Origin of the sequence: Nocardia sp. CDC160 (genome assembly GCF_035818795.1) — a bacterium.
Classification (GTDB): Bacteria; Actinomycetota; Actinomycetes; order Mycobacteriales; family Mycobacteriaceae; genus Nocardia.
The window spans coordinates 795,631-817,941 of record NZ_JAYKYT010000001.1 but is presented as its reverse complement, the minus strand read 5'-3'; the positions used below and the strand labels follow the sequence as shown (position 1 = coordinate 817,941).

Annotated in this window: 21 protein-coding genes; 12 read left to right on the top strand and 9 right to left on the bottom strand. The window is 67.9% G+C overall.

The window, feature by feature from the left end; all coding sequences use genetic code 11:
- Positions 1–7: 7 nt before the first annotated feature.
- Genes VMT40_RS03550 through VMT40_RS03540 form a run of 3 tightly spaced genes read right to left on the bottom strand, consistent with a single transcriptional unit; the run spans position 8 to position 3,567 of the window.
- Positions 8–1,138: an acyl-CoA dehydrogenase family protein gene (locus VMT40_RS03550; RefSeq protein ID WP_326356513.1), complete on the bottom strand. Its 1,131-nt coding sequence runs from the start codon at positions 1,136–1,138 to the stop codon at positions 8–10.
- Positions 1,139–2,023: an enoyl-CoA hydratase gene (locus tag VMT40_RS03545; protein WP_326356512.1), complete on the bottom strand. Its 885-nt coding sequence runs from the start codon at positions 2,021–2,023 to the stop codon at positions 1,139–1,141.
- Positions 2,020–3,567 (bottom strand): FadD3 family acyl-CoA ligase, encoded by a 1,548-nt coding sequence (locus VMT40_RS03540; RefSeq protein ID WP_326356511.1) that lies wholly within the window; start codon positions 3,565–3,567, stop codon positions 2,020–2,022. Before VMT40_RS03540 ends, VMT40_RS03545 begins: the two co-directional genes overlap by 4 nt.
- 71 nt (positions 3,568–3,638) lie before the next feature.
- Between VMT40_RS03540 and VMT40_RS03535 the strand changes: the two genes are divergently transcribed.
- The 8 genes from VMT40_RS03535 (at position 3,639) to VMT40_RS03500 (ending at position 12,739) form a co-directional block, all read left to right on the top strand.
- Entirely contained in the window at positions 3,639–4,859 is a 1,221-nt protein-coding gene (locus tag VMT40_RS03535) for an acyl-CoA dehydrogenase family protein (RefSeq protein ID WP_326357179.1), read from the top strand.
- Entirely contained in the window at positions 4,856–5,650 is a 795-nt protein-coding gene (locus tag VMT40_RS03530) for an SDR family oxidoreductase (protein ID WP_326356510.1), read from the top strand. Before VMT40_RS03535 ends, VMT40_RS03530 begins: the two co-directional genes overlap by 4 nt.
- A 207-nt stretch (positions 5,651–5,857) precedes the next feature.
- On the top strand, positions 5,858–6,613 hold the full coding sequence (locus tag VMT40_RS03525; RefSeq protein WP_326309887.1) for a hypothetical protein: 756 nt from the start codon (positions 5,858–5,860) through the stop codon (positions 6,611–6,613).
- Positions 6,614–6,680: 67 nt separating this feature from the next.
- Positions 6,681–7,298 carry a TetR/AcrR family transcriptional regulator gene (locus VMT40_RS03520; RefSeq protein ID WP_326356509.1) on the top strand — a complete coding sequence of 206 codons (618 nt, stop codon included), beginning with the start codon at positions 6,681–6,683 and terminating at the stop codon, positions 7,296–7,298.
- A 73-nt stretch (positions 7,299–7,371) separates the two neighbouring features.
- Positions 7,372–8,523, top strand: a complete 1,152-nt coding sequence (locus VMT40_RS03515) for an acetyl-CoA C-acetyltransferase (RefSeq protein WP_326357178.1) — start codon at positions 7,372–7,374, stop codon at positions 8,521–8,523.
- A gap of 134 nt (positions 8,524–8,657) precedes the next feature.
- A complete protein-coding gene (locus tag VMT40_RS03510) occupies positions 8,658–10,484 on the top strand; it encodes a multicopper oxidase family protein (protein WP_326356508.1) in 1,827 nt (608 codons plus the stop codon).
- 80 nt (positions 10,485–10,564) lie between these two features.
- On the top strand, positions 10,565–11,110 hold the full coding sequence (locus VMT40_RS03505; RefSeq protein ID WP_326356507.1) for a hypothetical protein: 546 nt from the start codon (positions 10,565–10,567) through the stop codon (positions 11,108–11,110).
- 234 nt (positions 11,111–11,344) lie between these two features.
- Positions 11,345–12,739, top strand: coding sequence for a uracil-xanthine permease family protein (locus VMT40_RS03500; RefSeq protein WP_326356506.1), 1,395 nt, complete (start codon positions 11,345–11,347; stop codon positions 12,737–12,739).
- On the opposite strand, the gene VMT40_RS03495 is transcribed toward VMT40_RS03500, so the two are convergent.
- Positions 12,728–13,606 (bottom strand): metallophosphoesterase family protein, encoded by an 879-nt coding sequence (locus VMT40_RS03495; RefSeq protein WP_326356505.1) that lies wholly within the window; start codon positions 13,604–13,606, stop codon positions 12,728–12,730. The two genes, VMT40_RS03500 and VMT40_RS03495, sit on opposite strands and share 12 nt — an antisense overlap.
- An 84-nt stretch (positions 13,607–13,690) precedes the next feature.
- Between VMT40_RS03495 and VMT40_RS03490 the strand changes: the two genes are divergently transcribed.
- Positions 13,691–14,524, top strand: a complete 834-nt coding sequence (locus VMT40_RS03490; protein WP_326356504.1) for an SDR family oxidoreductase — start codon at positions 13,691–13,693, stop codon at positions 14,522–14,524.
- Between the two features lie 12 nt (positions 14,525–14,536).
- On the opposite strand, the gene VMT40_RS03485 is transcribed toward VMT40_RS03490, so the two are convergent.
- The 5 genes from VMT40_RS03485 to VMT40_RS03465 all read right to left on the bottom strand — a co-directional run bounded on the left by VMT40_RS03485 (position 14,537) and on the right by VMT40_RS03465 (position 18,798).
- Positions 14,537–15,106, bottom strand: coding sequence for a Uma2 family endonuclease (locus tag VMT40_RS03485; RefSeq protein WP_326356503.1), 570 nt, complete (start codon positions 15,104–15,106; stop codon positions 14,537–14,539).
- A gap of 212 nt (positions 15,107–15,318) precedes the next feature.
- Positions 15,319–16,398 carry an NAD(P)H-dependent flavin oxidoreductase gene (locus tag VMT40_RS03480; RefSeq protein ID WP_326356502.1) on the bottom strand — a complete coding sequence of 360 codons (1,080 nt, stop codon included), beginning with the start codon at positions 16,396–16,398 and terminating at the stop codon, positions 15,319–15,321.
- Positions 16,395–17,153, bottom strand: a complete 759-nt coding sequence (locus VMT40_RS03475; protein WP_326356501.1) for a CoA-transferase subunit beta — start codon at positions 17,151–17,153, stop codon at positions 16,395–16,397. The genes VMT40_RS03480 and VMT40_RS03475 overlap by 4 nt, the downstream gene beginning before the upstream one ends.
- Entirely contained in the window at positions 17,153–18,028 is an 876-nt protein-coding gene (locus tag VMT40_RS03470; protein ID WP_326356500.1) for a CoA transferase subunit A, read from the bottom strand. The genes VMT40_RS03475 and VMT40_RS03470 overlap by 1 nt, the downstream gene beginning before the upstream one ends.
- Before the next feature lie 5 nt (positions 18,029–18,033).
- Positions 18,034–18,798 (bottom strand): enoyl-CoA hydratase family protein, encoded by a 765-nt coding sequence (locus tag VMT40_RS03465; protein WP_326356499.1) that lies wholly within the window; start codon positions 18,796–18,798, stop codon positions 18,034–18,036.
- 50 nt (positions 18,799–18,848) lie between these two features.
- On the opposite strand from VMT40_RS03465, the gene VMT40_RS03460 reads away from it, so the two are divergent.
- The 3 genes from VMT40_RS03460 (at position 18,849) to VMT40_RS03450 (ending at position 22,306) form a co-directional block, all read left to right on the top strand.
- On the top strand, positions 18,849–19,643 hold the full coding sequence (locus tag VMT40_RS03460; protein ID WP_442789895.1) for an SDR family oxidoreductase: 795 nt from the start codon (positions 18,849–18,851) through the stop codon (positions 19,641–19,643).
- Between the two features lie 46 nt (positions 19,644–19,689).
- Positions 19,690–20,601 (top strand): SDR family oxidoreductase, encoded by a 912-nt coding sequence (locus VMT40_RS03455; protein WP_326356498.1) that lies wholly within the window; start codon positions 19,690–19,692, stop codon positions 20,599–20,601.
- Positions 20,602–21,067: 466 nt separating this feature from the next.
- A complete protein-coding gene (locus tag VMT40_RS03450) occupies positions 21,068–22,306 on the top strand; it encodes a hypothetical protein (RefSeq protein WP_326356497.1) in 1,239 nt (412 codons plus the stop codon).
- Positions 22,307–22,311: the final 5 nt, after the last annotated feature.

Genomic DNA, 22,311 nt, shown 5'->3' with positions numbered 1-22,311 from the left:
CCTGTGGCTATCGCGGCAGGCCGAGCAGGCGTTCGGCGATGATATTGCGCTGAATCTCGTTGGTACCGGCGTAGATCGGGCCCGCCAGCGAGAACAGGAAGCCGTCGGTCCAGGCCGACTCTTGCTCCGCGGCCGCGCCGTGCAGATCCAGGGCGGTCTCGTGCATGGCGATGTCCAGGTCCGACCAGAACACCTTGTTCACCGAGGATTCCGCGCCCAGCTGGCCGCCGTCGGCCAGGCGGGTCACGGTCGCCCAGGTATTGAGCCGGTATGCCTCCGCGCCCACCCACGCGTCGACCACCCGGTCGGTGCTGGCGGTGTCGGATTCGTCGGCGGTCTCGCGCCACAGCTCGATCAGCTTGGCGGCGGTGGCGGTGAACCGCCCCGGCGCGCGCAGCGACAGGCCGCGCTCATTACTCGAGGTCGCCATGGCGACCTTCCAGCCATTGTTGGCCTCGCCGATCACATCGGCGTCCGGCACGAACACATTGTCCAGGAAGATCTCCGCGAAGCCCGGCTCGCCGTCCAGCTGCGGAATCGGCCGCACCGTAATGCCTTCCGCGGTGAGCGGGAACATCAGATAGGTGAGCCCGCGGTGGCGTTCGGCCTCCGGGTCGCTGCGGAACAGGCCGAATCCCCAGTCCGCGAACGAGGCCCGCGAGCTCCAGGTCTTCTGGCCATTGAGCAGCCAGCCGCCCTCGGTGCGCTTGGCGGTCGAGCGGATGCCCGCCAGATCCGACCCGGCCTCGGGCTCGGACCACGCCTGCGCCCAGATATCGTCCGCGCGCGCCATTCTCGGCAGAATGCGCGCGAGCTGCTCGGGCGAGCCGTGCTCGAACAGGGTCGGCGCGAGCAGGAAGATGCCGTTCTGTGAGACGCGCCCGGGTGCGCCCGCCGCGTAGTACTCCTCCTCGAAGATGACCCATTCGGTCAGCGAGGCGTCCCGGCCGCCGTACTCGGCGGGCCAGGCGACACAGGACAGGCGGGCGTCGGCGAGCCTGGCCTCCCAGGCCCGGTGCGCCTCGAACCCCTCCTTGGTGTCCATGGACGGCAGGGGGGTGGCGGGCACATTGGCCGCCAGAAACTCCCGCACCTCGGCGCGGAATTCCTCGGTCTTGGCGTCGAATTCGAGATCCACTTACTTTGCCCCGTTGTGATCAGTGGCCGCAGCCTTCATGGACTTGGCGTTCATCCCGCCCAGCGAGTCGGTGCCGACCTCGGCATTGTGGGCGTGCGCGAAATGGTGCAGCCCGAACACGGAATCCATGCCCGCGCGCATGCCCATCAGGTCCTCGCACTGGTTGACGGCCTTCTTGGTCAGCGCCAACCCGAATTGCGGCATCTCCGCGATCTTCTCGGCCAGGGCGAAGGTCTCGGTCTCCAGATCCTCGCGCGCGACAACGCGATTGAGCATGCCCCACTCGTAAGCCTGGGCGGCGGTGAAGCGCTCACCGGTGAACAGGATCTCCTTGGCGCGGCGCGGACCCAGCACCCACGGGTGCGCGAAGTACTCGACGCCCGGAATGCCCATGCGGACAACCGGATCGGAGAAGAAGGCGTCCTCGGACGCGACGATCATGTCGCACGACCAGGCCAGCATGAGCGCGCCCGCGATGCACGCGCCCTGCACCATGGCGATGGTCGGTTTGGGAATCTCCCGCCAGCGGCGGCACATGCCCAGGTACACCTCGGACTCGCGCGCGAAGCGCTGATCGCCGCCGAGGCGATCGGTGTGGTCCCACCACAGCGCGGCCTTGTTCTCGTACTGGATGTGGTGATCGCGCCCCGGCGTGCCGATATCGTGCCCCGCGCTGAAATGCTTTCCGGCACCGCCCAAGACGATGACCTTGACCTCCGGATCCTCGACGGCCCGCACGAAGGCGGCGTCGAGCGCGTAGGTCATGACCGAGTTCTGGGCATTGCGGTAGTCCGGCCGGTTCAGCATGACGACCGCGATCGGCCCGCGCTTCTCGTAGCGGACGACATCGCCCTCGTCGGGAATGGCTCCCGGTGCCTGGCTCACGCGGTCTCCTCACGTAGTTGCCGCTTGAGGACCTTCCCCGCGGCGTTGTAGGGCAGCTCGTCGCGGAACTCCACGTACTTCGGGACCTTGAAGTTGGCCAGCTGCGTCTTGGCATGGGCCACAACGTCTTCGGCGGTCAGCGTCGAGCCCGGCCGACGGACCACGAACACCTTGCCGACCTCGCCCATGCGCTCGTCCGGCACCCCGATGACCGCGGTCTCGGCGACGCCCTCGAGCCGGGCCAGGGTCTGTTCCACCTCGGCGGGATACACATTGAAGCCGCCGGAGATGTACATGTCCTTGAGCCGGTCGGTGACCTTCATGTAGCCGCGCTCGTCGATGACGGCCACGTCGCCGGTGTGCAGCCAGCCGTCGCGATCGATGGTCGCGGCGGTGGCCTGCGGATCGTCGAGGTAGCCGCGCATCACCTGGGAGCTGCGCAGCAGCAGTTCGCCATTGTCGGCGAGCTTCATCTCGAAGCCGTCGATGACGCGCCCGCAGGTATTGGCGATGGTCTCGCTGGAGTCCTCCGGACGGCACATGGTGCCGAAGCCGCCGGACTCGGTCTGCCCGTACGCCGTCAGCACCACGTCGAAAGTCAGTTCGCTGCGCAGTCTTTCGATGAGCACGACCGGAACCGTGGCCGCGCCGGTGACCGCGACGCGCAGGCTGGACAGGTCCGCCTCACCGCGCGCGGGGTGATCGAGGATGGACTGGTGGATGGTCGGCGGCCCGGTGAGCACGGTGATGCGCTCGTCGTGGATCAGTCGCATGGTCTCGGCCACGTCGAACACGGCCTGCGGAATGATGGTCGCCCCGGTGACCAGGCTGGTGAGAATGCCCGCCTTGTAACCGAAGGCGTGGAAGAACGGCGGCACGATCAGGTAGCGGTCCTCGCTGTTCAGCGTCGCGCAGTCGGCCCAGGCCCGGGCGCTGGTCAGCACCTGCTGATGCGCGATGAGCACGCCCTTGCTGCGCCCGGTGGTGCCCGAGGTGAACAGGATGTCCGAAAGATCGTCCGGCGACACCGATTCCGCGCGGGCGACGGCCTGCTCGAGACTCACCGCCTCGGCGACCTTGCCCAGTTCCGACCAGGCCAGGGCGTTCTCGACCGGCTCCTCGCCCTCGACGGGGATCACGATGACGGTTTCGATGCCCAATTCCGGTGCGGCGGCGCGTAGTTCGGCCAGCCGGTCACGGCCCAGGAAGCTGCCCGCGATGAACAGCGCCTTGGCGTTCACCCGCTCCAGCACATCCACCGCCTCGGCGGCCACGTACCGCGTATTCAACGGAACGACGGCCGCGCCGACGTAGTGGATGGCCAGCACGGCGGTCACCCAGTGATGGGTATTGGGAGCCCAGATGCCGATGCGGTCGCCGTGCTGAATGCCGCGCGCCATGAGCGCGCGGGCGGTCTCACGCACCGAGTCCAGCAGTTGCGACCAGCTCAGTCGCACGGCACCGTCGCCGACGGCGGGCGCGTCACCGTGAAGACGCGCCGCCTCGTGCAGGGCGAGCGGCGTGGTCTGCGGAGGAGATGTCACAGGGCGTCCTCGCTGTCCGGGAAAGGGTCTAACAAAGCAAGTGCTTGGTAGGTTACTCTACCGACGTGAGCATGATCCAGACCCCCGAACCGGCCAGCGGGATTGAGCCCCGCGAGGACGCCGAATTCCGTATCGAGGTGCGGGAATGGCTGGCCGAGAACCTGAACGGCCAGTTCCGCGGGCTGCGCGGTCTGGGTGGTCCCGGGCGCGAGCACGAGGCCTTCGAGGAGCGCCTGGAATGGGATCGCGCCCTCGCCGCCGCCGGTCTGACCTGCCTGGGCTGGCCCAAGGAGTGGGGCGGCCGCGACGCCACCCTGCGCCAGCAGGTCATCTTCCACGAGGAGTACGCCAAAGCCGATGCGCCGAGCCGGGTCTCGCACCTCGGCGAGGAACTGCTCGGACCGACCGTCATCGCCTTCGGCACCGAGGCGCAGAAGAAGCGCTTCCTGCCCGGCATCCGCAATGTCACCGAGCTGTGGTGCCAGGGCTACTCGGAGCCGGGCGCGGGCTCGGACCTGGCCGCCGTCACCACCTCCGCCCATCTGGACGGTGACGAGTGGGTCATCAACGGGCAGAAGATCTGGACCTCCCTGGCGCATCTGTCGGACTGGTGCTTCGTGGTCGCCCGCACCGAGAAGGGCTCGACCCGCCACCACGGCCTGTCCTATCTGCTCGTGCCCATGAAGCAGCCGGGCGTCGAGGTGCGGCCCATCATCCAGCTCACCGGGACCGCGGAATTCAACGAGGTCTTCTTCGACAATGCCCGCACCGCGGCCGATCTCGTGGTCGGGCAGCCCGGCGACGGGTGGAAGGTCGCCATGGGCACGCTCACCTTCGAGCGCGGCATCTCCACCGTGGGTCAGCAGATTCGCTACGCGCGCGAGCTCGCCGATCTCGAGGCGGTGGCGCGCTCGAACGGTGCCATCGAAAACCCGGTCATCGCGGATCGACTCGACAAGGCGTGGGTGGGCCTGCGCGTGCTGCGCGCCCACGTGCTGCGCACCCTCGAGTCGGGCCACGACGGGGCCTCCGTGGATGCCCGCACGGCCGCCGGGCAGGCCTCGGTGACCAAGCTGCTGTGGGCGAATTGGCATCGCGGCCTTGGTGAATTGGCCATGGACGTGCTCGGCGCGCCCGGCCTCATCGCCGACGGCCCCGGCGATGATCTCAATGCCTGGCAGCGCATGTTCCTCTTCACGCGTGCGGACACCATCTACGGCGGTTCGAACGAAGTGCAGCGCAATATCATCTCCGAGCGCGTGCTCGGACTTCCCCGAGAGGCTCGACCGTGACCGACCTGTCCATCGCTCCCGAAATCACCCCGGGCCACAATCTGCTCGCGGGCAAGATCGCGGTCGTGACCGCCGCCGCCGGCACCGGCATCGGCTCGGCCACCGCGCGCCGCCTGCTGTCCGAAGGGGCGGACGTGGTGATCTCCGACTGGCACGAGCGTCGCCTGAAGGAGACCGAGCAGGCGCTGCAGGCCGAATTCCCGGACCGCCGAATCGCTTCCGTGCCCTGCGACGTCAGTTCGACCGAGCAGGTGGACGCATTGATCGCCGGTGCCGTGGCCGCAGTGGGTCGCATCGACATTCTGGTCAACAATGCGGGCCTCGGTGGCGAGGTGCCCGTGGTCGACATGACCGACGAGCAATGGGACAAGGTTCTCGACATCACCCTCAACGGGACCTTTAGGGCAACTCGCGCCGCGCTCAAGTACTTCCGTGAGTCGGGGCATGGCGGTGTCATCGTCAACAACGCCTCGGTGCTCGGCTGGCGCGCCCAGCACGGCCAGGCCCACTACGCCGCGGCCAAGGCCGGGGTCATGGCGTTGACCCGCTGCAGTGCGGTCGAGGCCGCCGAATTCGGCGTGCGCATCAACGCGGTTGCCCCGTCCATCGCCCGGCACGCCTTCCTGGACAAGGTCACCTCGGCGGATCTGCTGGACCGGCTGGCGGCCGGTGAGGCCTTCGGGCGCGCGGCCGAGCCGTGGGAGGTGGCCGCCACCATCGCCATGCTCGCCAGCGACTACACCACCTACCTCACCGGTGAGGTGGTCTCCATTTCCAGCCAGCGCGCGTAATTCGGAATACCGCGCGCGCCAACCGAATTAGTGCGTTCGGTTGGCGCGAAATGCTGTGTCTTCGGGTCGCAGCTTTTCTCACTGCCGCGTCCCGAGAGGGGGCGCGGCAGTGCCCATTTTTTTGAGGGCGGAAAATGGCTGGCGCGTTGAGGGTCTCCCTGTGCAATCCTGGTTTAGGCCGGTACCGCTAGTCGAAGGGCACGACCCATGGGTCCGGATCGCAGACAACAAGCAGCCCCAGAACAAGCCCACGAGGAATTGGAACTCGAGCTGGTGCGCGAGGTCGTCCTGGCGCGCCGAAGACTCGACAATGTCGTTCTGGCCGCACTGACATTGGGCGCGGAATTGCTCGACCACGACTCCGAGCGCGCCACCGCCATGCGGGCCGCGCAGATCCTCGAACAACACGCCGTGGACGAGAGCGACGTGGTGCGTGATCCGCGCGCCGCATTGCGGCGGGACATGATTCGCGACCGTGATCGCGCCCGCCGTCTCGGTCTGTCGCGTGCGGCGGGATACGTCGATTCCGAAGCCGATCGACGTCGCCGTAAGAGAACCGCGCTGCTGTGCGAGGTACGTGCCGACCTTTTGGAGGTGGTGCGCACCTGCAGACGCCTACGGTACGACCACGTGGCCTTCGCCGATCAAATAGCGCAGGGGTTGTGTGCTGCCACAGACAAATTGGTGGTGGGCGCCGATATGGAGACATATCGGGCATGGCAACGGGGAATGGTTCTCAAAATCATCGAGGAGCCCGATGGGGATGGGGGTCCGCCGCGGGTCATGGCCACGGTGGATGCCGGGCCCGGTCACGAACCGCTGACCGTCGAATGGGACAGTCCCGAACGCCGATTGGCACTGGTGGCTCGGATGGCGCGGGCGGGAATCTCCCCGGTGGTGATCTGCGATCGACTCCTGGCCGATCTCTCGGTCTCCTCGCCGCTGCGGTATTCGGTGCGCTGAGTCCCTTTGGTGGGCGCTGAGTGGGAGGCGGGTGGACCAAGCAAATGCTTGGTTGTATATTGGCGGGGTGACCCAACCTGACCCCTCCAAATCAGCACGTCGCAACGAGCTGCTCGGCCTGGCCGCGAACCTATTCGCGGAGCGGGGCCTGCGCGCCACCACGGTTCGTGACATTGCCGACGCGGCGGGGATTCTATCCGGGAGTCTCTACCACCACTTCGATTCCAAAGAAGCCATGGTGGACGAAATCCTGCGCGGGTTCCTCGACGACCTCTTCGGCCGCTACCGCGAGATCGTGGCCGCGGGCCTGCCCGCGCGCGACACGCTGGAAGCGCTGGTCGTCGCGTCCTACGAATCGTTCGACCAGTTCCACGCCGCCGTGGCCATCTACCAGGCCGAGGCCAAACGACTCAGCGGCACACCGCGTTTCGACTACATCTCCGAATACAACAAGGAGTTCCGCGAGCTCTGGCACCGGGTGCTGACCAATGGCGTCGCCGACGGCAGCTTCCGCCCGGAGATGGATATCGAACTGGCGTACCGATTCCTGCGCGACACCGTCTGGGTGTCGGTGCGCTGGTACCAGCCCGGCGGTCGCATCACCGTCGACAACCTCGCCAAGCAGTACCTGACCATCGTCCTCGACGGGCTCATCAATCCGGCTCAGGGCGCGAAAGCCAACTGAGACAACTGAACAGCTCGGCATTCAGCAGTAGGAGTTCTCCATGTCAGCACCGTCCCGCCGCCAGTATTCGCCGATGCGTGAGGCGTATGTGATCGACGCCGTGCGCACCCCGGTGGGCAAGCGGGGCGGTTCGCTGGCCGCCGTGCATCCCGCCGATCTCGGCGCGGCCGCCATCAAGGGGCTCATCGAGCGCACCAATCTGACCCCGGCGGCCGTGGACGATGTGGTGTTCGGGTGCTGCGACACCATCGGCCCGCAGGCCGGAAACATCGCGCGCACTTCGTGGTTGGCGGCGGGCTACCCGGAGTCGGTGCCGGGTGTCACCGTGGATCGGCAGTGCGGCTCCTCGCAGCAGGCCATCACCTTCGGCGCGCAGGCCATCATGTCCGGCACCGCCGAGGTGATCGTGGCGGGCGGCGTGCAGAACATGTCGGCCATTCCGATCTCGGCGGCGATGCTGGCCGGGCAGGCGTACGGGTTCGATTCGCCGTTCGTCGGCGCGCAGGGCTGGGACCACCGCTACGGCACCGGTGAAGTGTCGCAGTTCAATTCGGCCACCATGATCGCCGAGAAGTGGGACATCTCCCGGCGCGAGATGGAGGAGTGGGCGCTGCGCAGCAATGAGCGCGCCCGCAAGGCCATCGTGGACGGCGTCTTCGATCGCGAGATCGTTCCGGTCGGCGACTTCTGGATCGACGAGTGCCCGCGCGAGACCAGCCTGGAGAAGATGGCCGGGCTGCAGCCGCTCGCCGAGGGCAGCCGCATTACCGCCGCGCTGGCCAGCCAGATCTCCGATGGCTCCAGCGCCACCCTGCTCGCCTCGGACTGGGCGGTCGCCGAGTACGGCCTCACCCCGCGGGCCCGGATCCACCATGTGAGCGCGCGCGGCGCGGATCCGATCTACATGCTCACCGCGCCGATCCCGGCCACCAAGTGGGCGCTGGAGAAGACCGGCCTGACCATCGACGACATGGACGTCATCGAGATCAACGAGGCGTTCGCCTCGGTGGTGCTGGCCTGGATCAAGGAGACCGGGGCCAACCCGGACAAGGTCAATGTCAATGGCGGCGCGATCGCGCTCGGCCACCCGTTGGGCGCGACCGGGGCCAAGCTGTTCGCGACGCTGCTCAATGAGCTGGAGCGGGTGAACGGCCGCTACGGTCTGCTCACCATCTGTGAGGGCGGCGGCACCGCGAATGTGACGATCATCGAGCGTCTGGGCTAGTCGGCCGCCGCTGTTGAGAAGCCGCACACCGGTTTTCGGAGTGCGGCTTTTCGTATTCACCGGTCGGTAATGTCGGCTATCGTCGGACGATAGACCGGTTGACATAGCGGTATCGTCCGGGTGGGGACTGGGTGATGAACGACCTGCCGAGGCGGGGGTTCCTACTGGGGGCTCTCGGAATCGCGGGCATGGGCTATCTGGCGTCGGCCGCGGCCGATCCGGTGCCCTTGCCCCCGCCGCCCGTGCCCATTCCGCCGCTGCCCGCGCCGACGATCACGCCGCTCAACTATCACTCGCCCGCCTTGCAGCCGTTCGTCGACGAGCTGCCGATACCCGAAACCCGTGCGGCTGCCGGGGAATTGGCGGCCATCTCCGGCATGCACCGCTATCACCGGGACCTGCCGGAGACCCGCAGTTGGGGGTTCGGGCAGCCGGTGCTCGGGCCGAATCTGGAGGCGTATCGAGATCGGGTGGCGCGCATCGCGTTTCGCAATGAGCTCGGCACCCACGTGCTGGCCCCGCACGTGGATCTCACCATGCACGGGGTGACCGAACTCGACCGCACCGATCCGCGCTTCACCGTGCACCTGCACGGCGGCGCGAATTCGCCCGACTCCGACGGGCATCCGCTCGTCGCATGGCGCAATGGCGGCGGGCCGAGCTTCGCGTACGGGAACCGGCAGGAGGCCGCCACCCTCTGGTATCACGATCACGCCATGGGGATCACCCGGCTGAACATTCAGGCCGGGCTCGCCGGGTTGTATTACCTGAGAGACGAATTCGACACCGGGCGTGCGGACAATCCGCTCGGACTGCCCAGCGGTGAGTTCGAGGTGCCGCTCATCGTGCAGGACCGCACCTTCAATGCCGACGGCAGCCTGCAACCCATGGTCGCGACCTATATTCCCGAGGGCTACAACCAATCCGGGCAGCTGGGGGACGTGTGCTGCGTGAACGGGGTGGTGTGGCCGCGGTTCCAGGTGCGGCGCACCGTGTACCGATTCCGGCTGCTCAATGGATCCAATTCGCGCCCTTATATTTTCGAGTTCTCCAACGGCATGCTGTTCTTCGCCATCGGCGGCGACCTGGGGTTGCTCGACGGGCCGGTGCCGACGCCGTCCATCCGGGTGAGCCCGGGGGAGCGGGTGGACATGCTCGTCGACTTCAGCGGGCTCGGGGACGGGGAGACCGTCGATCTGATCAATACCGCCAAGAACGATCTCGGCAATACCGTGTTCATGGTCCCGGAGCTGAGGCCGATCATGCGGTTCGTGGGCGCGGGTGACGGTCCGGCCTACGACATTCCGTTCACGCTGCGCGGCGGGCCCGGGCAGCCCGAGGCGCTGGAACCGGTCTACCGCCCGGGGGCGGTGCGCACCATGACGCTGCTCGGACTCAATGACGATTCCCGGGCCGCGGCGGTCTTCCCGACCATGATGTCGCTCAATAATCTGGCGTTCCTGAGTTCGGATATCGACATGGCGCGGGCCGGGACGGTCGAGCAGTGGGACATCGTCAACACCACGCCCTTCGACCACCCCATCCACCTGCACCTGGCGCGGCTGCGCGTGATCGCGCGTCAGCCCATCCTCACCTCGGCCTACTTCTTCGCCAACTATCCGCCCAAGTTCGGCACCCGCTGGGCGCCCTCGGCCGACCCGTACGCCATCGGCCCCGAACAGGGCCCGCCGCCTTGGGAAGTCGGCTGGAAGGACACCATCGAGTGCCCCACCGACACCATCACCCGGATCCTCGTGAAATGGCCGTCCGTCGAGGAACTCGGCTTCGACCCCGACACCGCCCTCCCGATCCCACCGGGCGCGGAAGCCATGTCCCCCACCGGCACGGGCATGTCCGGCGATATGGCGGACGCCCCCGAGATCCACGGCTACGTCTGGCACTGCCACAACCTCGACCACGCCGACCACGACATGATGCAGCAGATCCGCGTACAACCCTGACCACGCGCGAAGTCGCCGACACCGCGCGCGAAGTCGCCGACACAGCACCGGCTTTCGCCACGGCTGGCTAGGTTGCGGTCATGCCGACATCGGAGGAAGGGCGACTGGAGGAGATCGCCCGCAAGGCCCGCCGGGTGCAGGACGCCATCGCCGCGGTCCGGGCGACGGCCGTCGAAGAAGTAGGCCGAGGTGAGGTGGTGGCCCGCGTCCGCGTCGAGACCGACGCGGACGGCCGCATCCTGGTGCTGGACATGCCGGATTCAGCTATGGCGCAAGCTATTTCGCGTGCCCACGAGCTGGCTCTGAAGAGCGCCCGCGCGCAGGCCGCGGCCCTCCGGGAAGAACTCACCTCCGACCCGGCCGTCGCCCACGCGCTGCGCTACTTCGCGCGGACGGCCCCCGAACGCCCGAATGACACTGCGTCGCAGCTCATCACCGACGTCACCGATAATGACCTTGCCGACCCGGCGGTCCTTACCGGCGTCCGTCCGCAGTGCGCCCCGATGTCCACGTCGGATGGTCCGAATGCCGGTGCGCCATGGGAGATTCACGACGCGTCGTCCGCGGACGGACCGAACCCGTACGCTCTGCCGCCCGCGATCCGCCGTCGCTACGGTCTTGTCTGACCCGCGTCGCGGTGGGAATCCGGTGGTGATCCGCCGCGACCGGAGACTCGCGGCCTCGAGGGCCGACGCTCGTGGTTGCTCGCCGCATGCCACCGTCCGGATCGGTCGTGGGCGCGGTGGTCTCGGGTCGCGCGCCGGGCGAGTCCCGTCGCGTGTGTGGGCGGGAGCTGGGGGTTTGCTCGCATTAGGATGTCCGCGAAGCATTTCGGACCTTCGGGAGAAAGCGGGCGGTTGATGGTTTTGGGTGTCCGCTGGACGGTGCACGGCGACGGGCGCACGCCCGCGCCGGGGGCGGTGGTGCGGCCGGATGAGCGGCTGTCGTGGCCGCGCACCTTCGGGCTCGGCGCACAGCACGTCGTGGCCATGTTCGGCGCGAGTTTCGTGGCGCCCGTGCTGATGGGGCTGGACCCCAACCTCGCCATCATGATGTCGGGCGTGGCCACGGCCATCTTCCTGCTCGCCACCCGCGGCCGGGTGCCCAGCTACCTGGGCTGTTCGCTCTCGTTCGTGGGTGTGGCCGCGGTGATCCGGGCGCAGGGCGGAAGTAGCGCGACGGTTACCGGGGCCTGCCTCGCGGTCGGCGCTGCGCTGTTCCTCATCGGCCTGGCCGTCCAGAAGTTCGGGGCGCGCATCATTCACGCCGCCATGCCGCCGGTGGTGACCGGCGCGGTGGTCATGCTCATCGGCTTCAACCTGGCACCCGTCACCGCCGCGACCTACTGGCCGCAGGATCAGTGGACGGCCCTGCTGGTCATGCTGTTCACCGGCCTGGCCGTGGTCGGATTGCGCGGATTCTTCTCGCGCATCGCGATTTTCCTGGGCCTGGTGTTCGGCTACGCCCTGTCGTGGGTGCTGGACCGGGTGCTCGGACAGATCCATTCGGCCGACGGCAGCGGCAAGGTCACCGACCACTGGCGGCTGGATCTCTCGGGTGTGGGCAAGGCGGATTGGATCGGCCTGCCCACCTTCCACGCGCCGTCGTTCCAATGGTCGGCCGTCCTGGTGGCGCTGCCCGTGGTGATCGCGCTGGTCGCGGAGAACGCCGGACACGTGAAGGCCGTCGGCGAGATGACCGGCGACAATCTGGACGGCAGGCTCGGCACCGCGATTGCCGCCGACGGCGCGGCCTCCATGCTCTCCACCGCGGTCGGCGGCCCGCCCAACACCACCTACTCCGAGAACATCGGTGTCATGGCGGCCACCCGGGTCTATTCGACCGCGGCCTATTGGGCGGCGGCCTTTTTCGCCCTGCTGTTCGGTCTGTGCCCGAAGTTCGGGGCGATCGTCGCGGCCATTCCGGGCGGTGTGCTGGGCGGCATCACCGTCATCCTCTACGGCATGATCGGTCTGCTGGGCGCGCAGATCTGGACCAATGCGAAGGTCGATCTCCGCAATCCGCTGAACCTGGTGCCCGCCGCGGCGGGGCTGATCATCGGCATCGGCAATGTGAGCATGAAGTTCACCGACAACTTCACCCTGAGCGGCATCGCGCTGGGCACCCTGGTCGTCATTTCCGGCTATCACGTGCTGCGTTTCTTCGCGCCCGCGCACTTCAAGGGAGAGGAGCCCCTGCTGGACGAGGGCACCTCCTCCTACGACGAACCGAGCCGGGACGAATCAAGCCGGTAGGGAATGGGATTCGGTCCCGCCGGTGCTCTCCAACCGCTGCTCGGCATAGGGCAGCTCCAGCACGTACCAGGAGTGTTCGGTCGAATACTCCAGGTACTGCGCGGCTTCCGGGTCGCAGGCCAGACCCTCGACCCGGGTCCACTGCCCGTCCCCGCTGGCGATGGTGTCGGTGTAGCGCACGTGCAGGTGTCCGTGGAACAGCACGGCGGGCCGCAGCGTGTGCACCACCCGCTGGATGCGGTCCTGGTTGGGATAGCACTCGGGCTTGTCCTTGCGGTTCCACGGCGGCTCCGCGGCGCGCGGCTTGTCGTGGGTGAGCAGGATGTCCACCGGTGAGCTGTCCGCCTCGAGCAGCGCGTCCAGTTCCTCGTCGGTCATCTCCTCCTCCGGAAACCACAGCGTGCCAGCGGTTTGCGGCCGCTTCGAGGACCCGTAGCGCCGCCGTGTCTCGGCCTTGGCCGCCTTGCGCGCCTCCTTCGCCAGTCGCCAGGCCTTGTCGGTCGAAGCCGCCCCGCCGAAGGCGGCGAAGCTGGTCCCCTCCCAGTTCCAGCGGTGCCCGCGCGGCGCGTACCGCAGGTGGGTGCGGCAGATCAGGAATCCCTCGTCGTCGGGATGGTCGTCGTAGAGCTCGTGCAGCAGTGAGCTCTTGTCGTGGTTCCCGTCCAGGAAGTACACGGTGACCCCGGCCCGCTTGGCAGCCCGATTCACCACGTCGAAATACCGCCGCCCCGAATGCATGTGCTCCCAGGCCCCGAAGTCGCCCACCACGAAGACCCGCGCGCAGTCCTTGCGCTTGGCGACCTGCAACAACGCCTGCGCGAACGTCGCGTTCCCATGCAGATCTCCGGCAATCAGGACATTCCCCATCGCCACATGGTGGCACCCCCGCACTCGAACGGCATCTCCATTACCGCACGCCACGCCCGGCCGCTCCGAATTAGGCTGACCACCATGAACTCTGTGTTGGTTACCGGCGCGGCGCGCGGCATCGGCAAGGCCATCAGCCTGCGCATGGCCGAGCGGGGCTGGCAGGTCTACGCCGGTGTCCGCAAGCTCTCCGACGGCGAGGCGCTGGCCGCCGCCGACTCCCGCATCACCCCGATCCAGCTCGACGTCACCAACCCCGACGACATCGCGGCCCTGGACGCGGTCCTCCCCGCCGACCTCACCGCCGTGGTCAACAATGCGGGCATCGTCGTGGACGGCCCCGTCGAACTGCTCACCCTCGACGAACTCCGAAACCAGTTCGAGGTCAACGTCTTCGGCCAGGTGGCGGTCACCCAGGCCGTCCTCCCGCGCCTGCGCGCCACCAAGGGCCGGGCCGTCTTCATCTCCTCCCTCTCCGGCCGCGTCTCCACCCCCGGCACCGGCGCCTACAACGCCTCCAAGTTCGCTCTCGAGGGCCTGGTCGACGCCCTACGAGTGGAACTGCGCCCCTTCGGAATCCACACCAGCCTCATCGAACCGGGCCCCATCGCCACCGACCTCTGGTTCGGCGCCACGGACATGGTCGACACCACCACCGCCCACCTCACCGAATCCCAACGCGACCTCTACAGCGCCCACCTCGCGGGCCTCCGCAAAATGTCCCAACAGGTCCCGAAGATCGCCGCCCCGGTAGACACGGTCGTCAAGGAAGTCGAAAAGGCCCTCACCGCAAAACACCCCCGCGCCCGCTACATCCCCGGCCTGGCCGGAAAGATCCAGGTGGTGGCCACCTCCTTGACCCCCACCCCAGTCCTGGACACTTTGTTCGCCCTGGCCTCCGGTATCCGCAGGAAGTAGAGGTGTACGGACTCAGCGGTACGTGGGGAGACTGCTGGTATCGAGTGAGAATCCGAACGGTTCGGGCAGCGGTACCGCGTCCCCGTAAACGCCGTCCAGAGATCCGTGGTATTCGCCGTCTTTCGGATGGGTGAACAGCGTCCAGCGTCCATACCGAGGATCGACAACTAGAAGGGTGCGGACTCCAGCTGTTGCATACCAGCCCTGCTTGTCGGAGATCTGCTTGGATTTCTCGCTCTTCGAGATGACCTCGATGGCGAGTTCGACGTCGCCGGGATCGGCCAGCCATTCGTCGTCGTCGCTCCAGCTTTTGGGCAGGACCACGAGGTCCGGAGTGCTGTAGTCGTCCGGATCGGCGGGCATGAGAATCGATGAGACTTCATAGGGCTTCAATTCGGCAGGCAGTAGGGGCTGCAGTTGTTCCCGCAGCTCCAGGATCGTGCCCGCATGTTTGCCTCGCGGAGTCGGCGACATCACCAGACTGCCCCCCAGGATTTGTACGCGCAGGCCGGTAGCCCGCTCGATCTGCTCGGCGACGGAACGCAGGTTACCCGGGCGGGGACGCATGGTGGGGAGACTCATGACCAATCGCTCCAATCCTTGCGGACGACGGTTGCTCTCAACATAGCTCGAGCGTTCCAAATCAAGGGAGGGGCCGAATGCGCGAAGCCGCCCCCGGGCGAGAGGATCCGGGAGCGGCTCGGGCGCGCCCGACAGGGGGCGCGCACGTGGATCCGAGGGTGTTCGGATCCGGGTGCGCGGACGGGCTGTGGTGGCCGCGCACGTGCGATGCGTCAGGCCGTGGTGGTGACGCGGTACTGGTTCAGGCTGTCGATGCGCTCGACGGCCTCGGTGATGATGCGGTCGATGAGGTCGGCGACGGTGGGGAGGTCGTCGATGATTCCGGCGACCTGACCGGAGGCCAGCACGCCCGCGTGCGTATTGCCCTCCACCAGACCGGCTTTCAGCAGCATCGGGGTATTGGCGGCCATGATGACCTGGGACCAGGTCAGGTCCTTGTGCTTGCGCATGGCCAGCCCGTCCTTGACCATGGTCGACCATTTCATGCCGGTCATGGACTTGAACTTGACGGCATTGGACACCGCGGCGGCCAGACCGCGCACGCCGCTGGAGTGCTCCAGCTTGTTGACGAGCTCGGTGTTCAGCACCCGATGCGGCATGCCGTCGACCTTGGTCGAGACAACCGTGTCCTGGAGCCCGCGCGTCAGGTACTCCTGCTTGACCGAGTCCGGCACCGCCGAATCCTGGGTGAGCAGGAAGCGGGTGCCCATCGCGACACCCGCCGCGCCGTAGGACAGCGCCGCGGCCAGCCCGCGCCCGTCGAAGAACCCGCCACCGGCGACGACCGGAATGTCGACGGCATCCAGCACCGAGGGCAGCAGCAGAGTCGTTGCGACGGAACCGGTGTGGCCGCCGCCCTCACCGCCCTGCACGATCACCGCGTCCGCGCCCCAGGACGCCACCTTGACCGCGTGCTTGGCCGCGCCGATGGACGGCACCACCACCACGCCGTTGTCCTTGAGCCGCGCGACGAGCTCCTGCTTGGGAGCCAGCGCGAACGAGGCCACCTTCACGCCCTCGCGAATCATGAGTTCGCACCGCTCGGCGGCGTCGGAGCCGTCGGCGCGGATATTGACGCCGAAGGGCTTGTCGGTCTTGGCCTTCGTCTTGGCGATGGCCTGCTCGAGTTCCTCGAAGGTCATGGTCGCCGAGGCGAGAATGCCGAGGCCGCCCGCATTCGCGGTGGCCGCGACCAGGCCCGGACCGGCGACCCATCCCATGCCGGTTTGCACGATCGGGTGCTCGATGCCGACCAGTTCGGTCAGTGGGGTCTTGAGACGCTGGGCGGTCATGCCGTCACTTCCTTCTCACGGAAGCCATTGGGATCCAGCACGGTCCGGATGATGGTGAGCTCTTCCTCGGTCGGCAGCCGGGTCTCGCCCGCCTCGGCCAGCCCCGCGATCTCGAACGACGTGTTCTCCGCGACCTCATCGGCGGTCACGCCCGGATGCAGCGACAGCGCGCGCATGGTGTGGTCCGGACCGTTGTAATCGAACACGCCCAGGTTCGAGACCACTCGGTGCAGATGGTGGAACCGGAACGCCGGATTCTCGGAATCGATCTTGTCGTAACCGATTCCGGAGACGATGTCGACCCGATCCACGAACACCCGCTTACCGTGCTTGGGCACGAAGTAGCTGGTGGCGTGGTTGATGGTGTTGCCCGGCGCGCCGCGCACACCGAACATCTGACGAGTCGGCTGCTGCAGCGGGCCGAACGCCGAGAGGTTCTGATTGCCGTAGCGGTCGAGCTGGTTCGCGCCCATGACCACATGGCGGCGACCGGAATTCACGACATCGAAGACCTTCGAGAACGGAATCCAACCCTCGATGGGGGCCTTGCCGCCAATCGGCGGAATCTCGGCGAAGAACAGCGCCTCGCCGTCGGACAGCAGCAGATCCGGCTCGAAGGTGAGCCGCGCCAGCCGCGCGCCGATGGTGGTGATGGTGGACATCGGCGAGGCCATGATCTCGCCCGCGCCCCGGAAGATCTCGGCCGCCGCGACAACGCAGATCTCGGCCCGAGTAACGGTGGTGGTGTCGGTCATTACTTCTGCTCCTCGGCGAAAGCCTTGACGGCGGCCTGGTATTCGTCCTCGGACACATCCAGGTAGCGGGCCTTGAACTCGGCCCACGCCTCGGGCGTCTTGGCGGCCTCGACGTAGTGGCGCTGGAACTTCTCATCGCGGCCGTAGCTGCCGGAGAAGGTGAAGTGCGCGCCGCCGGGGGCCTCGACCACGCCGTCGACCATCATGCGATTGAGGATGAGGGCCTGCGTCGGAACGGCTTTCACCAGCTCCTCGGTCTCGACCAGCCGGTCCACCGACAGGTAGCGCTTCTCGGCGGCCAGGGCGTACAGGTCGTCCATGTACGGGTCCACGCCCGTGTAGGCGGCATTGCCGTGCTTGTCACCCAGATCCAGGTGGACGAAGGCGGCATCCAGGTGCAAAGCGGGCATGGCGACCAGGGTTTCGGTCTTGCCGTCCGTCGGGTACGGCGACTGAACGGTCTTCAGCTCGCCCTCCCAGAAATCGATGACGGCCGAACCCAATCCGGCGCGAATCGGCAGGAACGGCAGGCGCGCCGCCGCGGCCTGGAGACCGCACTTGACCATGCCCTCGTCCATCTCGCGCACGGTGATCGCGCCCTCGGTGCGGGCCTTGGCGAACCACGGGTCGTAGAACGGCGCGGAATCCAGCGACACGAAGCCGTAGTACGCCTTCTTCACCTTGCCCGCCGAGCACAGCAGACCCAGGTCCGGGCCACCGTAGGTGACGACCGTCAGATCCGTGATGTCCGACCGCAGCAGCGCGCGCACGAAGGCCATCGGCTTGCGCCGCGAGCCCCAGCCGCCAATGCCGATGGTCATTCCGCTGCGCAGTTCGCCGACGACCTCGTCGAGCGACATTCGCTTGTCGCGCATGGCTTTTACTTCTCCTTCTTCTGCGCGGCCAGATCGTCGTCGAAGCGTGCCCGGATCTCGTCGGCCACGCCCGCGAGGTTGAGCTCCATGGTGAAGCCCTGCTCGAAGCGGTAGGAGCGGTGCACGTCCTGCACGTCGATGCCATTGAGTGCCTTCTTGGCGGCGCGAATGACGCGGCCGTCCTTGTTGGCGATGTTCTTGGCCACTTCCATTGCGGCGGCATCGAGTTCGGCCCGCGGCACCACCTTGAAGACCGAGCCGTAGTGGTGCAACTGCTGCGCGGTGAGGGTGCCCGCAGTGTAGAACATGGTCCGCATCAGATGCTGCGGGACGAGTCGAGCCAGGTGGGTGGCCGCACCGAGCGCGCCGCGGTCGACCTCGGGGAGGCCGAAGGTCGCGTCGTCGGAGGCGACGATGACATCGGAATTGCCGACCAGGCCGATGCCGCCGCCCAGGCAGAAGCCGTTCACGGCGGTGACGACGGGGACCTCGCAGTCGTAGACCGCGGCGAAGGCGGCGAAGCAGCCGTGGTTGGCACGAATCAGGGCGGTGTGCCCGGTGTCGCGGTTCATCTCCTTGATGTCCACGCCCGCGTTGAAACCGCGCCCCTCGGCGCGCAGCACGACCACCCGGGTCTCCGGCTGCTTCCCGGCCTGGGTGATGGCGTCGGCCAGGGCGAACCAGCCGTCCGAAGGCAGCGCGTTGACCGGCGGGTAGTCGACAGTGACGACTTCGACGCCCTCGGTTTCGGTGTGACGGTTGATCCCCATCGAATGTCCCATCGTTGGCAAAACAAGCAAGTGCTTGGTAGGTTATCACGGTGGGAATCGAAGTAAACCTGTCCGGCTCGGTCGTCTTGGTCACCGGCGGCGTGCGCGGCGTCGGAGCCGGTATCAGCCGGGTCTTCCTGGACGCGGGCGCGACCGTGGTGGCCTGTGCGCGACGGCCCGCGGATGTCCCCGTGGAGAGCGGTGGGCGCGGTATCGACTTCCTGCCGTGCGATGTGCGCGAACCGGATTCGGTGCGCGGACTGATCGAGGCCATCGTGGCGAAGTACGGGCGGCTCGACACCGTGGTGAACAATGCCGGTGGCGCGCCCTTCGCCCTGGCCGCCGAGGCCAGCGCCAACTTTCACTCGAAGATCGTGCAGTTGAATCTGCTTGCGCCGCTGCTGGTTTCGCAGGTGGCCAATGCGGTGATGCAGCAGCAGGAGACGGGCGGGTCGATCGTGATGATCTCGAGCATCTCCGGGCATCGGCCGTCGCCCGGTACGGCGGCCTACGGTGCGGCGAAAGCCGGTGTGGACAGCCTGGTTTCGTCGCTGGCGGTGGAATGGGCTCCGAAGGTGCGGATCAATTCCGTGATCTGCGGACTGGTCAACACCGAGTCTTCGCATCTGCACTACGGCGACGAGGACGGTATCGCGGCGGTGAGCCGCACGGTTCCCATGCAGCGCATGGCAACCCCCGAAGACATCGGCCGCACGGCCGCGTTCCTGGCCTCACCGCTGGCCGCCTACATCACCGGCAGTGCGCTGCTGGTGCACGGCGGCGGCGAGAAGCCCGCCTTTCTGGAGGCTTCCACCGCGGACGTCCCCGCCGTCTCCGGTCACTGAATCCGATCGACAACACTGAAACCATTCACAAGCAGAGGTAATCCCCATGACGGACAACAAGATCTGCGACGGCCGCGTCGTCATCGTGACCGGAGCGGGTCGCGGCATCGGCCGGGCCCACGCCCTCGCCTTCGCGGCGGCCGGGGCCAAGGTGGTCGTGAACGACCTCGGCGCCGAGCTCGACGGCGCGCCCAGTCCGGATTCCCCGGCGGCGCAGGTCGTCGAGGAGATCAAGGCGCTCGGCGGCGAGGCCGTCGTGAACGGCGACGACGTCTCCGATTGGGAGGGCGCGCGCCGCCTCGTCGCCACCGCCGTCGAAACCTTCGGCCGCCTGGACGTTTTGGTCAACAATGCCGGAATCGTGCGCGACCGCATGCTGGTCAACCTCGGCGAGGACGAGTGGGACGCCGTCATCAAGGTGCACCTGAAGGGTCATTTCGCGCCCATGCGGCACGCCGCCGAGTACTGGCGCAACGAGGCCAAGGCCGGTCGCACCCCCGAGGCCCGCATCATCAACACCAGCTCCGGCGCGGGCCTGCTCGGCTCGGTCGGCCAGGGCAACTACGCGGCCGCCAAGTCCGGCATCGCGGGCCTGACCCTCACCGCCGCCGCCGAATTCGCGCGCTACGGCATTACCGTCAATGCCATCGCCCCGGCCGCGCGGACCCGCATGACCGAGACCGTGTTCGCCGACATGATGGCCGCCCCCGAGGACGGCTTCGACGCCATGGCCCCCGAAAACGTCTCCCCCCTGGTGGTCTGGCTCGGCTCCGCCGACTCCGCCGGTGTCACCGGCCGCATGTTCGAGGTCGAGGGCGGCAAGGTCACCGTCGCCGACGGCTGGCGCCACGGCGTCTCCATCGACCGCGGCGCTCGCTGGGACCCCGCCGACCTGGGTCCGGTCGTCCGCGACCTGCTGTCGAAGGCCACCACCCCGGAGCCGGTCTACGGCGCGTAAGCCCGCACAACCGAGCCGCCCCGGACCCATTGTCCGAGGGCGGTTTCGTATTTTTGTGCTCTTGATCACAGAGGCCGGAAGTATGCCGGAATGACGGGGGGATTGCTGTCAGGTTGGTCTGAATTGTCGGTATTGGACATGGTGGGGGGACCTCACGGGGTGGGATCCGGGGTTGTGAGGTTCCTCGGTCGGGGGTGGTCTAGGCCAATTGGGCTGGGGCGCTTGGTCATATTGGGTGCGTAGGGGGACGCGCAGGCGTACGGTTTGTGGGCACCCCTAATGCGATCGGGACTTGTGCGGGGCGGCGCGGTGGCCGTTAGGATGACCGCGTTCCGCAACGGTCTGGCAATCGGGGCGACAGTGTGAGCTCGACAACCTGTCTCGATCTGTCGGGTGCGGATCGGGATTCCGTACCCCTGGTGCGGAGACAAGCCAAGCGCGGTATCGATGAGGGGATGGCTGTCGCATGATCGTCGATCGTGCAATGCGCCTGGCGGCAGTGATCGCAGCTGTCGCCGGTTCGGCGCTGCTCGGACCCGCGGCTGCCCTGGCGCAGCCGGGCATCCCGCTCGATCCCGCGCCCGCCGGACAAGATCCCGGTCAGTCGGTTCCTCAATCGCAACCCATTGACGCGCAACCCGCCACGCCCGTGGCCGGACCGCAGGACCTCCTGTCCGTCCTCCTCGGCCTCGGAACGGGCTCGGCCGCCGTCGGATCCGCCGGAACCGGTTCGGCCGCCGTCGGTTCGGCGGGCCTGGGCGCGGTCCTCGGTGGCACCGGCTCGGCCGCCCTGGGCACCGGCTCGGCCGTAACCGGTTCCGCGGGTGCGGGATTGGGTTCGGCGGCGGTCGGCACCGGTTCGGCCGGTGCCGCCACGGGTTCGGCGGTGCTCGGAACCGGTTCCGCCGCAGTGGGTTCGGCTGGCGTTGGCACCGGCTCGGTCCTCGGCCTGGGTTCCGCGGGCGTCGGCTCGGCCGGAATCGGTACCGGCTCCGCGCTCTTGGGCCTGTTGCTGGGCACCGGTTCGGCCGCGACGGGTTCCGCCGCCGTCGGCTCGGCGGCCGTCGGCTCGGCCGGACTGGCCACCCTGTGCACCGGCTCCGCCGCCGTCGGTTCGGCCGGAATCGGTTCCGCCGGACTGGGTTCCGCCGTCGGCGGCTCCACCGGTGTCGGCTCCGCCGCCGTCGGTTCGGGCGTGGGTTCGGCCGGTGCGGGTTCCGCCGCCGGTTCGGCCGATCTCGGTTCGGCCGCGGTGGGTTCCGCGGCGGTCGGCTCGGCGGGCGTGGGTTCGGCCGCCGTGTGCGCATCGCCCCTGCTGCTCTTGCTGATTCCGCCGCCCGCACCGCCCGCCGTGCCGCCGCTGCCGCTCGAGATCCCGCAGCCGCCCGCGGTACCGCCGGTGCCCGCCGTGGTCGCCCCGGCGGCGGCACCGGCCGCGCCAGCCGCACCGGAGCCCGCGCCCGCACCGCCCCCGCCGCCACCCGCATCGGCCCCGGCTCCCGTTCTGGCGCAACCGAATCCGGACGTGAAGCCGACCTCGAACAACACACCGCTGCCCCCGATTCCGGTGCTGTCGGTGATCGGCGGCCTGATCGCCATGGCGCTGGCGGGCACGGGTTCGGGCGCGGTGAGCTTCCAGAGCGCGTCCGCCGCCCAGGCACGCGTGGATGCCGCGCGCGCGGCGTTCTTCGGACCGAGGGCATGAGGGGA

Bases quoted from the DNA above. Each gene is read 5' to 3' on its own strand.
- VMT40_RS03535 (WP_326357179.1), top strand. From the start codon at position 3,639: ATGATCCAGACCCCCGAACCGGCCAGCGGGATTGAGCCCCGCGAGGAC.
- VMT40_RS03525 (WP_326309887.1), top strand. From the start codon at position 5,858: ATGGGTCCGGATCGCAGACAACAAGCAGCCCCAGAACAAGCCCACGAG.
- VMT40_RS03515 (WP_326357178.1), top strand. From the start codon at position 7,372: ATGCGTGAGGCGTATGTGATCGACGCCGTGCGCACCCCGGTGGGCAAG.
- VMT40_RS03510 (WP_326356508.1), top strand. From the start codon at position 8,658: ATGAACGACCTGCCGAGGCGGGGGTTCCTACTGGGGGCTCTCGGAATC.
- VMT40_RS03505 (WP_326356507.1), top strand. From the start codon at position 10,565: ATGCCGACATCGGAGGAAGGGCGACTGGAGGAGATCGCCCGCAAGGCC.
- VMT40_RS03500 (WP_326356506.1), top strand. From the start codon at position 11,345: ATGGTTTTGGGTGTCCGCTGGACGGTGCACGGCGACGGGCGCACGCCC.
- VMT40_RS03495 (WP_326356505.1), bottom strand. From the start codon at position 13,606: ATGGGGAATGTCCTGATTGCCGGAGATCTGCATGGGAACGCGACGTTC.
- VMT40_RS03490 (WP_326356504.1), top strand. From the start codon at position 13,691: ATGAACTCTGTGTTGGTTACCGGCGCGGCGCGCGGCATCGGCAAGGCC.
- VMT40_RS03485 (WP_326356503.1), bottom strand. From the start codon at position 15,106: ATGAGTCTCCCCACCATGCGTCCCCGCCCGGGTAACCTGCGTTCCGTC.
- VMT40_RS03480 (WP_326356502.1), bottom strand. From the start codon at position 16,398: ATGACCGCCCAGCGTCTCAAGACCCCACTGACCGAACTGGTCGGCATC.
- VMT40_RS03475 (WP_326356501.1), bottom strand. From the start codon at position 17,153: ATGACCGACACCACCACCGTTACTCGGGCCGAGATCTGCGTTGTCGCG.
- VMT40_RS03470 (WP_326356500.1), bottom strand. From the start codon at position 18,028: ATGCGCGACAAGCGAATGTCGCTCGACGAGGTCGTCGGCGAACTGCGC.
- VMT40_RS03465 (WP_326356499.1), bottom strand. From the start codon at position 18,798: ATGGGGATCAACCGTCACACCGAAACCGAGGGCGTCGAAGTCGTCACT.
- VMT40_RS03455 (WP_326356498.1), top strand. From the start codon at position 19,690: ATGACGGACAACAAGATCTGCGACGGCCGCGTCGTCATCGTGACCGGA.
- VMT40_RS03450 (WP_326356497.1), top strand. From the start codon at position 21,068: ATGATCGTCGATCGTGCAATGCGCCTGGCGGCAGTGATCGCAGCTGTC.